This window comes from Bacillus sp. ME78, from assembly GCF_903970865.1.
Classification (GTDB): Bacteria; Bacillota; Bacilli; order Bacillales; family Bacillaceae_G; genus Bacillus_A; species Bacillus_A cereus.
On sequence record NZ_CAJCKK010000020.1, the window covers coordinates 1 to 14,513 of the forward strand.

The following is a 14,513-nucleotide window of genomic DNA, read 5'->3' on the forward strand; positions in this document are numbered from 1 at the left end:
GTCGATCTCGCATAGCCACTCTATTTTTGTACGTTTTTTTACACTCTTTCCCTACACGACTCTCTTCCGATTGTTAAATTTTCTATGTTAGTCTTTAAAGAACCTTTATCTTTCTTTAAAGATACTAATTGTTTCTTTTGATCCGTAATCGTATCTTTCTTTTTATCAATTACTTCTTGTTGTTTCGTTAAAATATATTGAACGTACAGAGTAGCTGCCGCAATAAAAAGGACCATTAAAATAAGACGCCTTAACTTCTTTTTATTTATCTTACGCTTGTCACTAGGTTGTGATGATTGCTCTGGTATATTAGGAACATTTACTCGTTTGAGTTTCCTCATTCAAATCCCCCTAACCCATATTTTTCACTACCATCGGCACGTTTTCTTACTAAACTAAATTCTATTCTTATAAAATAAACTCCTTCACAAAAATATCCCATAAATTAACCAATTAAAGATAGCATTCGACGACATTTCCATATTTACATCGAAATTTTTTATGTATGCTGCTATAAAATAGTAGTTTCTGTAATTCTTTTTCTACTATTGTAGAAGAGTTTTTTTACACACAAAATTCCTTCCCCACATATCCATGTTATAACATGCTTACAAGGAGGGGAAATATGCATTACCGCACATTAGGTAAAACTGGAATAACTGTTTCTGAAATAGGTTTTGGGGCATGGGCAATCGGTGGTGATGAATGGGGACCTGTTAACGATAAACAATCTATAACTGCTATAAAAAAAGCAATTGAGTGTGGTGTGAATTTTATTGATACTGCGGATGTGTATGGTTTAGGACATAGTGAAAAGTTGGTAGCTACCGCGATTAAAGGACATCGTAATAATATTATCCTATCAACGAAAGGTGGTTTAATCGGACACCACTACGATCCTAATGGAGTTCCTGTATATGATACTCCCGAAAAAATCATCGCCGTATTCGAAACAAGTTTACAACGTCTTCAAACAGATTATATTGATCTTTATTTTTGTCATATTTGGTGGCATAATCGTAGAGAAACAGAAGCATTTCTACGTGCATTTGACATATTAAAACGTGATGGCAAAGTAAGAGCAGTCGGTGTTTCGACTCATGATTTACAATACATTCATCATTTCAATAAAAACAACGAAATTGATATCGTACAACTTGATTACAATATATTAAATCGAAAACCAGAAAAAGATATATTACCATTCTTACAAGAGAAAAATCTAGGAGCTATTATTCGTGGTCCATTAAAAATGGGCATTTTAACTGGAAAATTCACAAATAAAACAATTTTTCCAGATGGAGATTTACGCAAAGAATGGCCAAATGAAACTTGGTTTCAAGAAGACTTACAAACCGTAGAAAAACTTAGGTTGCTCTCAAATAAAAATCAGACCCTCGGGCAACTTGCACTTCGCTATGTACTCTCTCATCCGGCAGTAAGTGTTGTAATTCCTGGTGCGAAGTCAGGAACGCAAGCACAAGAAAATGCAAATGCATCTGTTCGCCCTATTTTGAGTGATGAAGAGCTTAACTATATTCATTCAATATAAAAAGCCCAATCCGGGCTTTTTAATTTGGCAAACTAATATCATACTCCATTCGCTTCGCTGCGTCCTCCGCAACATGCACACCTAACAAGTTTTTCACAATATGAAATTCCATATTAATTCCAGCTGAAATTCCGGCAGATGTTATAATATGTCCTTCATCTACAAACTTTACATTTTCTATAACTTCAACATTTTGAAACTCATTTTTAAACTTTTCAATACTAGCCCAATGTGTTGTTGCTTTTAAACCTGCCAATAAACCTGCTTTCGCCAGTAATAGCGCTCCTGTACAAACTGACGTCATCAGCTTTACTTCTTTCATTTGCTGGCCAATCCATTTTATTACTATTTCATTTTTTATTTCATATTCTCTAGCACCTAGCCCACCCGGAATTATTAAAATATCCACTGGTAATAAATTTTCAATACTATAATCTGGCTGTACCTTCAATCCGTTCCTTGCTGTAATCATTTCCCCATTCTCGCTAACGGTATAAACAGTAAATGGTTTTTCTTCATTCACCTCAGTTACAGAAAAAACTTCAAATGGCCCTGCAAAGTCTAACACTTCTACTTCATTAAATAAAAATATACCAACACTCCATTTATTCATCATAAGTTCACTTCCTGTTTCAAATGATGTAATAGATGATCATATCCTTTTTCTAATGCAATATCATACGCTGTTTTCCCATCATTTTTTTTTATCATCTTATTAGCTCCATTTTTAAGGAGTAACATAATTATTTCTTCATTTCCTAATAATGCCGCTTCGTGAAGTCCTGTCCAGCCACCACTTTGCATAATATTTACATCTGATCCTTTTTCAATTAAGAAAGCAACAAGTTCACTTTGCTTGTTCGCAATTGCTGCTTGCAAATGCGTATTTTCATTTTCGTTTTTCGCTCTACTATGTATATCTGCACCGCTTTCTAAAAGAAAACTCGCTATTTCTTTCTGTCCAAAATAAGCTGCTAAATGAAGTGGTGTCCATCCATCTTCACTACATTCGTTAACAATACTTAGACTCGCCTTTATAAACTCCACTACTTTTTCCTTATGACCACTTAAAACAGCTTGTGCTATTGATTGTAAATGCTCCATAATAATCTCCTATCCTTCAAAATATTTAAGCATCCCCTTCTACATGTTCTATTAATTATTACATTTTCCTTTTAAAAACTTAAGTTTACATAATAATATTATAAATCACTTTTGTACTAAATGTTGAATAGCAATAATGTTAAAAATAATACCTTTAAACAATAAAGACTATGATTTCATTAGAGTTACTGAAAAAAGCAATTAAAAAAACTATACACATAGTTTTCATCATATTCGTTCAGTTGCATGAACTAAAACAGGTAATGTTTATTCTGCTATTCATGCTTTCAACATATCAAATAATATTATTCCAATAAAAAAACAATCCATTTTAAAAATGGATTGTTTTTTTATTTCTGTTTTATGCGGTTTATTTTATTTTAGCATTTTCAATGACGAAATAATTACACTTACAAAAATGAAATACTACTATCTTAGCCCCTCTTATAGTAAGTTTTTCGTTTGAAAATCAAAAACACATTTTCGCCTTACGATTAAAAAACATATGTAAAAATCTCTAAAACAGCTGCCTTATCATACTAATCTATAGCAATTCTGTCTTCTTCCCTTACCTGTTTCCTTTAACACATACGATTTTAAAACAAGCGCCGTTAATGAATCTGTTAATGTTTTATATGATAAATTCGATAATGCCAATAGATCGTTCGTATATAACATTCTATGCTTCTCTAATAATAATAGTACTAATCGTTCAGACGGTTTTAATGCCTCATCACTTTCTAGTATAAAGTCTATATTTTTCATTTCTCTAATTACTACTCCTTATATAAAAAAATACTTTAGGTGCTAATTTAATATAAAAATAATACATAACAAAATTTGAAATATATTAAAATAACATTGTTTTAAAACACTATTATACTATAACATATAAAAAGCATTTCCCGAAATAGGAAATGCTTTTTATATTGGTTATATAATTCTTCAAAAACTACATTTAAAAACCGTTAGTCATTCTCTAAATATGAATGACTAACCGTCTTCCAGCTTCTTCTCAATTAACATGTTTTACCTTAAATATTTCTTGCAATATGTGGCTTACTGTAATGACTTGTTCCACCGCCACCTACTACTACTTTACCACCTTTTTCGAAAATTAATAATTTACTTGAACCATCTGCAAGAAGTACTATTACTTCAGCATTATTACTTGTTGCTACATAAATTACATAACCACTCTTTGATATACAAGTTTCCCAATTCGAATCAAATTCTGATCTTACTACACGATTTGAATACACTTGATTTTCAATTCTATCTTGTTCTACGTTTTCCAAATTGATTCCTCCCACTTCACTAAAATAGCATTTATAGGAAAATAACAGCCCTATATAAAATAGTAGCCGACTTTAACATAAATAGTATATGTAATTAGTAGGAGAATGCTTGGACAACGAAAACGAAATAGACTTCATAAATTTCACAATTGAAACTTCTCTTTAATCATTTCCGCTACTTCTTTTGCACTCAAATACGTGTTATTAATTTTTATATACTCTTCTTTTTCAATTTCACCATGAAGAGAGTTTAATCTATGCTTTTTCATCGTTTCTTTCAAATTATTTTCAGACCACTCAATATCTCTTTTTTTCGGTTTATGTTCTAATCTATTCGGGCTTTTATTTCGTTCTAATCTTTCATCTAATTCCGCTTCCAGCTCTACAAAATACACTGTCCCACCTTTTGATTCAAAAATACTTTCTACATGATGTATATAATCCCAATCCGCTTGGAGGTCAAATGCCCATATATACGTAAAAATCATTCCAGATAAATCACTTTTAGATACTTCTTCAAATATTTCATTACGAAATAAACTTACTAGTCTTTTTGCTTCTTTCGTACTGTAATCAAAAATTGGACTTACTAAATCAATTGTCATGTGGTTATGAAAAAGTTTTAAACCGGTTAATGTTGCTAATTCTTGCCCCACTGTCATTTTTCCAACTGCTTGTGGGCCAAATATTAATATAAGTTTCATTTATTTCCCTCCAATCTTTCTCTATAAACCATTACATAAAATAAAAAATAAGGCAGCCGATTTTAAATCGATCGCCTTATTTTTTATTCATAGTTTTAGTTCTATTCTTTTCGCACAGCTTCAAAAGTAATCATTTGATTTGCATTTGACGGTTCTTTTTCATAATCATATTCAGCAGAGCAAGTAATATTAGAGAAACCTATACTTTCTAAAAGAAGTTTAAACTCTTCTATTCCATACCAGCGCAGCGCAAAGCGTTGCAATTCTGTTTGTACTAACTGTCCTTTACTCCACTTTTCATATTTCAAATATGACACAGTAACTTGGTTCAGCCAATCTATTTCAATTGATTTATTTTCTAATGTGATTCCGTCTCCACTCGGCAAAGAAAAAGTCGATGTATGAATTTCCCCAGTCTTCCAGTCATGCGGAAGCATAATATCTACAATTAATCGTCCGCCTGGATTAAGATGTTCATAAAAACATTTCAATGCGTTTATAGAATCCACACGATTTTCAATTAAACAAAAAGATCCAGTAGGAATGATAATTGCCTCATATTTATGCGGAAGTGAAAATTGTTGCAAGCTTCCTTCATATAAATTAGGATGTAAGCCTCTCTCTTTACACCGCTTACGGCAAGAATCAAGCATTTCAGGTGAATAATCTATCCCATCCACTTTAAAACCAGCCTCTAGAAGCGGAATGATGACACGCCCTGAACCTACTGCAGCTTCGAGAATTCTACCTCTACAATCTTTTAAACGTTCTTTGTAATACTCAATATCACCATTTAAAGAATAACCGACTGGTTTTGTGTAATCATACAGTTCCGTACAAAGTGTACTATAAAAACTAAACATTTATTTTCTCCTCCGTTTTTACGTACGGAAGATTCCAATTCAACTAATCTTCTCGTACCTCTAATTTTAATGCGCTTTCGAAAGAGCTGACTGTCATAATATATCACTCACTTTCCATAGAATATAATGATATTGTATTACATAACCTTCCAATTTGAAATATAAAATTAAAAATTCAGACTATAAAACAAAAAGCTTACTTTAGTAAGCTCTTTGGAAAAAATATTTATTTCACAATCGGCAATGTCACTTCACTTAATTTCACTGTAAGTTTCGTGCCCGCTTTCGGTCTAATTGTATAATCATAGTCGCTAGCAATTAAAACGACCCCTATTTGATGTCCAGCTTTAAAGACATAATCATCTGGCTGCATGTCCCATGTGAATGTATAATCTTTGCCCGGTTGAATCGCTGTTGAATCTTCTATATTATTCAAGTTTTGTGGATCCATCCAGCCCCTCGTTACGATTTCCGGCTTCGTTCCTCCATAGTCAACAAGTAATGCTGTTAAATTTGATACAGATCGATCAATATTTCCTGTAATTGAAATCTTTGGTGTACCACTTATGCGTGTATCTTTTTGAAGTACAGGCATTGTATATACTAATCGATTGGCTACTTCTAATTCTGGGTTTGCTACTAATTGATTTGATTTCATTTGTGCATCATCTAAGAATGAGAAAACTTTATTAGCCGATCCCATACTTAGTGGAAAATTGACTGATTTATTACTTAAATACATACGGATTTTTGAAGGTACAGCCGCTGGATCTGGCCAATTTTTTATCTTTTGCCACGATTTATTTTCTCTTTGCACATCAACCATTGGTTCATCCATAATTCCATTTTCAATTCCGTACAACCAATAATCTAACCATTTATTTTGTGTTTGCTGCCAGTTATTACTTGATGTCCCACCATGACCACCTTGGTGTAGCCACATTTTACGAGGAACATTATTTTCTCCGAGTGCATCCCACCATTGTGCGAACTGCTTCGTCTTAACATTCCAATCATTTAAACCATGAACAACAAATACGCTTGCTTTTACATTTTTAGCATCTTTTACATAATTGCGTTTATCCCAAAAATCATTATAATTACCTGTTTTTCGGTCTTGTCCAGCCGTTAACTCTTTTATAACTTGTCCGCAAACTTCAGGATTTTCCCTTGTCAGTACTGCTTCTGCCATATTATCTGTATCTTCTCCTTGATATCCGCCTGGCGCAATTACTGCACCATTTGCACGATAATAATCATACCAACTACTAATTGCTGCGATTGGAATAATTGTTTTTAAACCTTCAACTCCAGTAGTCGCAACAGCATTTGGTAGTGTACCATTATAAGAAACTCCAGTCATACCTACATTTCCTGTAGACCAATTTGCCTGAACTTCCTCACCCTGTTCTGTAAATGCTTTCGCGCGACCGTTTACCCAATCAATAACAGACTTTGTACCGAGTATTTCTTGTTCATCTCCAGTTGTAGGGCATCCATCTGATTTTCCAGTACCGATACTTTCGCCTAGAATAACTGCATAACCTCTTGGCACGTAATAGTTCCCATACGAACCAAGATTAACCGCTCCATACGGTTTTCCTTCATACGCATACAATTCTTCATCTACATTATATACAGGAACATCTTTTAATCCAGATCGATATGGACTCATTTCATAAATAACAGGAACCTTCACATTCGAATCTGTCTTTGGACGCATAACTTTTATCGATACTCTGTCTTTCTTACCGTCGCGATCACTATCAACTTCTGTCTCTACATATAAATTTTCGATAATAGCTTCATCGAGAGAATAAATCGGCTTTGTCATCCCATTTTCTAATTCAATTTTCGTATTTTTAGTCTCTTCTTTCTTCTCTGCATGCACATCCATAGTAAAGCTAGGTATAATTGTTGCAGATAGCATTGCTGACAGTGTAATTGCCATTTTCTTTTTACTCAAAATGTTCCCTCCCCTTATTCGTTCTCTTTTACTATATAACAAAATAACTGAAAATTCGGTTTTATTTTTATATAATAGTTGAGAAACTCAAAGATTTCTTGTTAAGTAAAATTCAATACAGGTGTGAAAGTATTTTCCCACTCCCAGCTTCTATATAAAGTGAGCCCTCACCAATCGGGCGTTTACGGGCAGCGGGGTCCACACCTAACTTCTTTGCTTCCGCTGAATTTTGAGTTCTGGGGTCTTACTGCCCGGCAAATAGCCGGAAAAATAGAGAAAAAGACAACCGATATTTCTATCGATTGTCTTACATTCCATTTATTATTTTTCTAACTCTTTAAAGGTATCTTTCAAGTCTTTATCAGATACCTTTATATCTGCATTTTTAAGCAGATCTCTAGTAACTTGTTGATGGAATTGAGGATCTTGTATACGTTGCTGTTCTAATTCTTTACGAATATTCTCTTTCTCTTCCTCATATGGTTTAAGCTCTTTTTTATCCGTTAACTTAATAATATGATATCCGAAAGAAGATTTAACAGGTTCACTCAATTGACCAACTTCTAACTTATATGCAGCATCCTCAAATTCTTTCACCATCATACCTGGTCCAAATTCAGATAGTTCTCCACCTTTTTCTTTAGAACCTGGATCCTCTGAATATTGTTTAGCCAATGCCGCGAAATCTTCGCCACTATTTAATTTTTCTTTAATTTCTTTTGCTGTCTTTTCATCTTTCACTAAAATATGGCTAACTTGAAGCTTTGGCTTATAGTGATCTTTAATATCTTTTTCCGTTACGGTTGCTTTAATAGCTTTTTCAAAAGCGAAAGTAAGCTTTAATTTCTCTTTCAACTGATCTTCATTTTTCACACCATTAGATTCCATATATGTATTAAAATTATCGCCCATCTTGTCTTTTAATTCTTTCAGTTGTTTCGTTACCTCTTCATCCGTAACTTTATATTTATCATTTAATACTTTCTCTACTACCATTTCAGATAAATTCTGTTTACCATAGTTTTCTTTTAATTTTTTGTTAAAATCACTTTCTGAAATGCTTCCTGATTTTGTAGTTACAATATTATCTGATGAACCACATGCAGATAAAGATAACGTCATCCCCATTAAAATGCTACCAATTACTAATTTCTTTCTTTTCAAATCCGAATACCTCACTTCATTAAATTCAAATGTAACTATGTAAATATAACGTTTCCCTGTGAACTTCACGTGAATTTAATGAAAGTAGAACATTTGCTAATTCTCCATTTAATACATCAATTTTGAAAATTATGGTGATTCATCCTGTATCGCTAACCTCTAAAGCTGCAAAAAGGACTAAATTTTCGTTAGTCCTTTTTCACATTTATATAAAATTGAATTTCTCCATTTATAGAGGAAACTCCATATTCAAAACCATGTCTTTCTAAAATACTTTTCACTATCGCTAGTCCTAATCCTGTACCTGATTTTTCTTTACTACGAGAAGATTCTAGTACGTAAAAAGGCTCCCAAATTTTCTCGATATCTTTAATTTTATCCGTATGAATGCCATTTTTTATTTGAAAATATATACTTTTATTTCTATCTTCTAAAGTAATTATTATGCTTTGATTTGCTGTATATTTTATTGCATTAGAAATTAAATTTTGAAATACCATTCTCATTTTATTTAAATCTGCATAAACGATTGTATCACCCGTATTACAGTTTACTTGCAAGTCAATTGCTTTCGAATCCAGGTCAATCTGATGCTTATCTAATATACTCTGGACCAGTGGTTCAATGGGGAATTCTTCTTTTTGTAAAATATCTCTTTCTAGTTTAGAAAATCGTAATAGTTCTTCAATTAAGTTTGATATTTGATCTGTTTGTTTAATAATTGTATCTACATAAGTCCCATCATCTAATCCATCTTTAATCCCCATAGAGTATGCTTTTACTAATGCGATCGGTGTCTTTAATTCATGCGTTACATCACCCATAAATCGTTTTAAATGTTCATTACGATCAGTTAAGTCTTGATGTGCTTCATGTAGTTTTTCACTCATGATATTAATACTATTGGCCAACTCTCCTATTTCATCATTCGTTTTCACTTTCGTTCTTTTAAACTGCAAATGTGAAATATCCTGAGCCACATCACTTAGCTCCTTCAGTGGCGTCGTTATTATTTTTGAAAGTATCCACACAAGTAAAATAATAAGAAGGAGCGAGAAACATACGATGTATAAGTAAAATGTATTTAACGTATTTATAATTTCATTTGAATTCGCAATGGAAGTCCCAATTAAAATTATCGTATCATCTTTCGCAATATATTTAGCAAAAAAACTCGCTTTTACCTTTCCTTGATCGTACAGTTTATTCGATTGCCCTTCCGTCTTCACTTTCATAACTTCGTCTTTCGTAATCCAAAGCTTATTTAAAGTTACTTTCTTTTTCGTAAGTTGCATGCGTAACGCTTCGTTCATAGCATCTTCTGACTGATTAATTGGCGTATACGCAATTGTAACGTTATTTTCACTTTCAATTGTATGAATAACATCCTCTATATTTTCCACTGTTGTATTTTGTATTTGTGTTGTAAATTTATTTAAGTTTTCACGTGTTTTATAAATATTATAGTTCGGTAAGAGATTGTTAATGAATAATAATGAAATCATAAAGATGAGAATAACAGTTGCAGAAATACTTAAAAATAACTTTTTCCCAAGTTTATTCACTTTGTTCCTCCAAACTATAGCCCAGCCCGCGATGCGTCTTAATAATATTTTCTCCAATTTTTTTACGCAGCCTTCTTACATGTGTATCAACCGTTCTCTCTTCTCCAAAATAGTCAAATCCCCATACAATATCTAGCAATTTTTTACGAGTTAAAATCGTTCCTTTATGATTTAAAAAGCATTTTATTAATTCGAGCTCTGTTTTTGTAATTTCTAACTCTATATCATTTTTATATACTTTATTTTTGGCGAAATTTATCTTTACATCTTGTACTTGAATAATATCATCATGCTGAATAAGTTTTTTCGCTCGCGTAATTAGTACTCCTGGATGAAATGGTTTTTTCACGTACTCATCTGCCCCGCTTTGAAGTGCTGCTAATTCATCTTCACTTTCACTTTTCGCCGTAAGCATTAATACTTTTACGCTTGAATTCTTTTTTATTTCCTGACAGACAGTAATACCACTATGTTTTGGCATCATCCAATCCAAAATAGCTAAATCAATTTTTTCATCATAAAATATTTGAAGTGCTTCCTCTCCGTCTTTCGCTAATAAAACTTCGAAGCCTTCTTTTTCAAAATAAGCTTTTAAAATTCTTAACATATCTTGTTCGTCATCTGCAATTAAAACTTTCATATTTTTTCCTCCATTGCTTTTAAACAAAAACCAATTGTATCATACAACATCTTTGTTACATGAATGTGACAGAAAAATATTTAAAGCTTTTGAGGGGATAGTAATGGTGAGGTGTTGTATTATGATAAAAAAAATCGGGGTCATTTCTCTTCTTTTATTTCTATTATCAACAAATGCATTAGCAAATACAAATCAACAAATTGAAGTGTTTGATTGTCAAAAAGAAATGGTCATTCAAAAACAATCTTTAGATCCAATAGTCCAAAAAGAAGCAGTTCAATACGCTAAAGCAATTACTGGTCCATTTAAAAACTTAAATGTCGTTCCAAAAGATGGCTATATGATAAAAATCCCATTATCTAAGCCGGTTTCTATTACTAATCAATGGTTACACACTACAATAGACGAAGTACTTATACTGCTCCCACTAAATGAAAAGCCTTATATTATGCTTTATGATGATGAAAATAATCCGCATTTTTATTATGTAAAAGGTAAACCAGGATTATTATTGAAACAAATGAACGTTAAAACGTAATTGACTGAAAAGGAGTCACCTTATAAGCTAAATTTTAAAAGCTAAGGTGCTCTTTTTTATAATAACAATTTAGTAAATGAAATTATAAAAGTTGTTTTTAATATAAGGATCGCAACTTCATATATCAGCGATTTTTAAGATATATCGATTTACCAACTAAAATACCTGTTCGTAGCTATTATTTGGATAGCAATCTCTATAATAGTTTGTAGTGACTCGATCCCTTATATAATCCCCCTTTTACAAATCCATTCGCAGTATAAAACACATCCCCTTGCTTCGTGTCAGTATGTAAAACAATCACTTCAAAATACTTTTCCGCATGACATAATAGTTGGTTTAATAATAAGTTCCCTAACCCTAAACGCCGATAATCCCTTGAAATATAAAATCTCCTTAACCGCCCAATCTTATTGTCTTTTGTGTACGGATCCTCATTTAAACCTCCAACTCCAATTAACATATCACCTTGAAAAATACCATATAAACATTCTCCAGTTTTATTGAATGTATTTATTTCGTTTTTATATTCACTTATTAGCCTTATAAGGAAATTAAAACCTTCTTCTTCACTGTCTTGAACGAGATGACTGAATTCATATCCCATTAAATTTTCTATTTGTTGAATATGTATATCTTTCAAGTCCATTCCCCCTAAGTACGAAAATATATAAAATGCTCGAGAATCATTTATTCTGAGCATTTTTATGGTTGTTACTTTATGTAATTTATAGCGTGCGTATTCTTCACTTCATATCTAAACCGATAATACAGTTGATTAATTTTATTATGAAAATATAAGAGCCTTGCTACAATCTAGTGTGTGATAAGGCTCTTTAAAGTTGTTTAATTCTTATCGAATTAAAGCATGTGTTTGTTTAAGTGTATACATTCACCATTTATAAATTCTCTCAAATATACTATAAGTTTATATATTTCTCATTCTTCTCTAACAGGTTCAAAATAAATTGTAATTTGTTAATCGATATGTTTGTGTAACCACTGTTCAAATATCTTTAACTGTTCTTCAGTATGAAAGTAATGTTCACCCGTCTCCATAACTTCTAATTCACAACGATGTTTTTTTGTAAAATAGTTAATAGTTTCAAATTCGCACAGTTCATCCTTGGCTCCGTACATAATATATGTATCTATATTCCATATATTAATAGGATGTTCTTTTACATAGCATAAATAATCCCAATATAACTTTTGACCAATAGGTGTCTCTATAATCATTTCTTTTTGCAAAAGCTCTGGTGTTACATTAAACCATTTCATCATATTTTCGATAATTCGTTCCATATTAACTACTGGTGATAAAAATAATGCCTTTTCTACCACATCATTTTGATAAGCTAAAAGGCTAAAATACGCTCCCATACTACATGCAAACACGTTTATTTCTTTCCAATGTTCTTTTGCATAATTCATAATTATAGATAATTCACTAACACAAATCTGTACTTGGCAAGGAGTATTATCATCTTTTCTTTCTCCATGCTCAGGTAAATCAAAGCTTAATACTTGATAACCTTTTTGTTTGGCTTCTTCAGCTAATATTTGAATAATTGTATCTTCCTTATTTGACATATTTCCATGTACTGCAATAAAAATTTTATCACTCTTATCTCCCCATAAAACCGCAGGAATATTACTAATTTTAAAATTATTTTTAATCATATTCCCTCCATAAACTAAGACATATAGGACTTGGCAAAAAACGCACACACTTTATTTACCTCTGTACAGCAGGTAATATCCCCTTCAACTCCATTAAATCATCTATTACTACATCAGCCTGAGCAAGTTCATCTTCTTGCGCAAAATCAAAATTACACCCAATTGCAAGTAAACCGTTGTCTTTCGCTGCATTTATATCAGATAGCCGGTCACCAACTACCGCTGCCTCTTTTATATCATATTTGTTCATAATACTTTTAACTAAGTCACCTTTATTTAGCGATTGTATTTGTTCAATACTAAACGTTTCAATCACCCACTTGTCTAAAGCATAATAAGTTACGATTGCTCGTAAATATTCTTTCAAACCATTACTAGCAATGTAAATGGAACAATTATTTTCTTTTATATATGTAAATATTTCTTTTACATTTGGATATAAAGCGCCTTTTCCGCTTTTTATGTTTTCAATAAGTCTATCTAAAAAATATGCATCTGTTTGTTCTCTTATTTCAATAGAATGGTCTGGTAATAAAGCTTCCCAAACTTTCGGTAACGGCACACCCATAATTTCTCTATATTTATCAATTGGTGTTACTGTATCCCATAATTGTAATGATCTTAAGTGATCAAAAGTATCATCTAATGATAATTCTAAAATTTTATCTGTTTGAAATAACGTACCATCCATATCAAAAATTAATGCTTGTAACATTCCTATCTCTCCTTTTGGACTATGGTTTTACCAGATATATTTTTAAGCATCTCAATAATAATTTCTGAGCAATAATTCGCAGCAGTTTTCGCGAAGTCATCATAAGAAATTTGAGCTTCATCATCTGCGCTGTCAGAAATACATCTTATAATGAGAAACGGTATATCATTTATATAGGCAACATGTCCAATTGCTGCCCCTTCCATTTCTGTACAATGAGGTGCGTATTCGTCTATTAATTTCGCCTTTAACTTTGAATCTTCAACAAAACATTCACCGCTGACAATTCTTCCTTCATGAACTGCAATCTGTAAACTACTACTAATACAAGCTTTACGTGCTAACTCTACCAATTCCTTACTTGCAATAAATTCCTCTTGGAACGGAAATAAGTTTTTCATTTGAGTTTTACTTACATCATGATGAGTAACATTCGTTGAAATAACTATATCGCCGACTTTTACATCTGAATGTAATCCGCCAGCAACGCCCGTATTAATGATAGAGTCTACATCAAATTTATGAATTAATGTTTGCGCGCATGCAGCTGCATTTACTTTCCCTACACCAGAACGTGTAATAATTACTTCTATTCCCATGAATTCTCCAATATAAAAAGGCATTCCCGCTATTGTCTGTTCCTCTTGTATAACTAGTTTTTCTAAAAGTAAATCTATTTCAATTTGCATTGCTCCAATAATGCCGATTCTGTTCATGTATG

Annotated in this window: 16 protein-coding genes; 2 read left to right on the forward strand and 14 right to left on the reverse strand. The window is 32.1% G+C overall.

Annotated features, from left to right (window positions below):
- The first annotated feature begins 625 nt into the window (after window positions 1-625).
- On the forward strand, window positions 626-1,552 hold the full coding sequence (locus H6481_RS19560) for an aldo/keto reductase (RefSeq protein ID WP_016081254.1): 927 nt from the start codon (window positions 626-628) through the stop codon (window positions 1,550-1,552).
- A 19-nt stretch (window positions 1,553-1,571) separates the two neighbouring features.
- Here the strand turns inward: H6481_RS19560 and H6481_RS19565 are convergent, their stop codons facing one another.
- The 10 genes from H6481_RS19565 to H6481_RS19610 form a co-directional block, all read right to left on the reverse strand.
- A complete protein-coding gene (locus H6481_RS19565; protein ID WP_182812887.1) occupies window positions 1,572-2,168 on the reverse strand; it encodes a DJ-1/PfpI family protein in 597 nt (198 codons plus the stop codon).
- Window positions 2,165-2,656, reverse strand: coding sequence for an ankyrin repeat domain-containing protein (locus tag H6481_RS19570; protein ID WP_182812889.1), 492 nt, complete (start codon window positions 2,654-2,656; stop codon window positions 2,165-2,167). Before H6481_RS19570 ends, H6481_RS19565 begins: the two co-directional genes overlap by 4 nt.
- A 534-nt stretch (window positions 2,657-3,190) precedes the next feature.
- Window positions 3,191-3,421 carry a hypothetical protein gene (locus H6481_RS19575; RefSeq protein ID WP_000789031.1) on the reverse strand — a complete coding sequence of 77 codons (231 nt, stop codon included), beginning with the start codon at window positions 3,419-3,421 and terminating at the stop codon, window positions 3,191-3,193.
- A gap of 269 nt (window positions 3,422-3,690) precedes the next feature.
- On the reverse strand, window positions 3,691-3,954 hold the full coding sequence (locus H6481_RS19580) for a hypothetical protein (protein ID WP_000432429.1): 264 nt from the start codon (window positions 3,952-3,954) through the stop codon (window positions 3,691-3,693).
- Between the two features lie 143 nt (window positions 3,955-4,097).
- The gene (locus tag H6481_RS19585; protein WP_000767062.1) at window positions 4,098-4,658 is read right to left on the reverse strand and encodes an AAA family ATPase; all 561 of its coding nucleotides are present in this window, start codon (window positions 4,656-4,658) and stop codon (window positions 4,098-4,100) included.
- A gap of 101 nt (window positions 4,659-4,759) precedes the next feature.
- Window positions 4,760-5,521: a class I SAM-dependent methyltransferase gene (locus tag H6481_RS19590; RefSeq protein WP_182812891.1), complete on the reverse strand. Its 762-nt coding sequence runs from the start codon at window positions 5,519-5,521 to the stop codon at window positions 4,760-4,762.
- Window positions 5,522-5,747: 226 nt separating this feature from the next.
- Window positions 5,748-7,487, reverse strand: a complete 1,740-nt coding sequence (locus H6481_RS19595; protein WP_182812893.1) for a Xaa-Pro dipeptidyl-peptidase — start codon at window positions 7,485-7,487, stop codon at window positions 5,748-5,750.
- A gap of 321 nt (window positions 7,488-7,808) precedes the next feature.
- On the reverse strand, window positions 7,809-8,651 hold the full coding sequence (locus tag H6481_RS19600) for a peptidylprolyl isomerase PrsA (protein WP_001987511.1): 843 nt from the start codon (window positions 8,649-8,651) through the stop codon (window positions 7,809-7,811).
- 188 nt (window positions 8,652-8,839) lie between these two features.
- Window positions 8,840-10,216, reverse strand: coding sequence for a HAMP domain-containing sensor histidine kinase (locus tag H6481_RS19605; RefSeq protein ID WP_001037238.1), 1,377 nt, complete (start codon window positions 10,214-10,216; stop codon window positions 8,840-8,842).
- Complete coding sequence (locus tag H6481_RS19610) at window positions 10,209-10,856, reverse strand: response regulator transcription factor (RefSeq protein WP_000865979.1); 648 nt, start codon at window positions 10,854-10,856, stop codon at window positions 10,209-10,211. Before H6481_RS19610 ends, H6481_RS19605 begins: the two co-directional genes overlap by 8 nt.
- 121 nt (window positions 10,857-10,977) lie before the next feature.
- Here H6481_RS19610 and H6481_RS19615 point away from each other — a divergent pair, with 121 nt between their 5' ends.
- Entirely contained in the window at window positions 10,978-11,394 is a 417-nt protein-coding gene (locus tag H6481_RS19615; protein WP_000591776.1) for a hypothetical protein, read from the forward strand.
- A gap of 196 nt (window positions 11,395-11,590) precedes the next feature.
- Here the strand turns inward: H6481_RS19615 and H6481_RS19620 are convergent, their stop codons facing one another.
- The 4 genes from H6481_RS19620 to H6481_RS19635 form a co-directional block, all read right to left on the reverse strand.
- Window positions 11,591-12,043 (reverse strand): GNAT family N-acetyltransferase, encoded by a 453-nt coding sequence (locus tag H6481_RS19620; RefSeq protein ID WP_072938748.1) that lies wholly within the window; start codon window positions 12,041-12,043, stop codon window positions 11,591-11,593.
- 329 nt (window positions 12,044-12,372) lie between these two features.
- Complete coding sequence (locus H6481_RS19625; RefSeq protein WP_023522219.1) at window positions 12,373-13,077, reverse strand: alpha/beta hydrolase; 705 nt, start codon at window positions 13,075-13,077, stop codon at window positions 12,373-12,375.
- A gap of 55 nt (window positions 13,078-13,132) precedes the next feature.
- Entirely contained in the window at window positions 13,133-13,792 is a 660-nt protein-coding gene (locus tag H6481_RS19630; protein WP_000938413.1) for an HAD hydrolase-like protein, read from the reverse strand.
- Between the two features lie 2 nt (window positions 13,793-13,794).
- A complete protein-coding gene (locus tag H6481_RS19635) occupies window positions 13,795-14,508 on the reverse strand; it encodes a 5'-methylthioadenosine/adenosylhomocysteine nucleosidase (protein ID WP_001079715.1) in 714 nt (237 codons plus the stop codon).
- Window positions 14,509-14,513 lie beyond the last annotated feature (5 nt).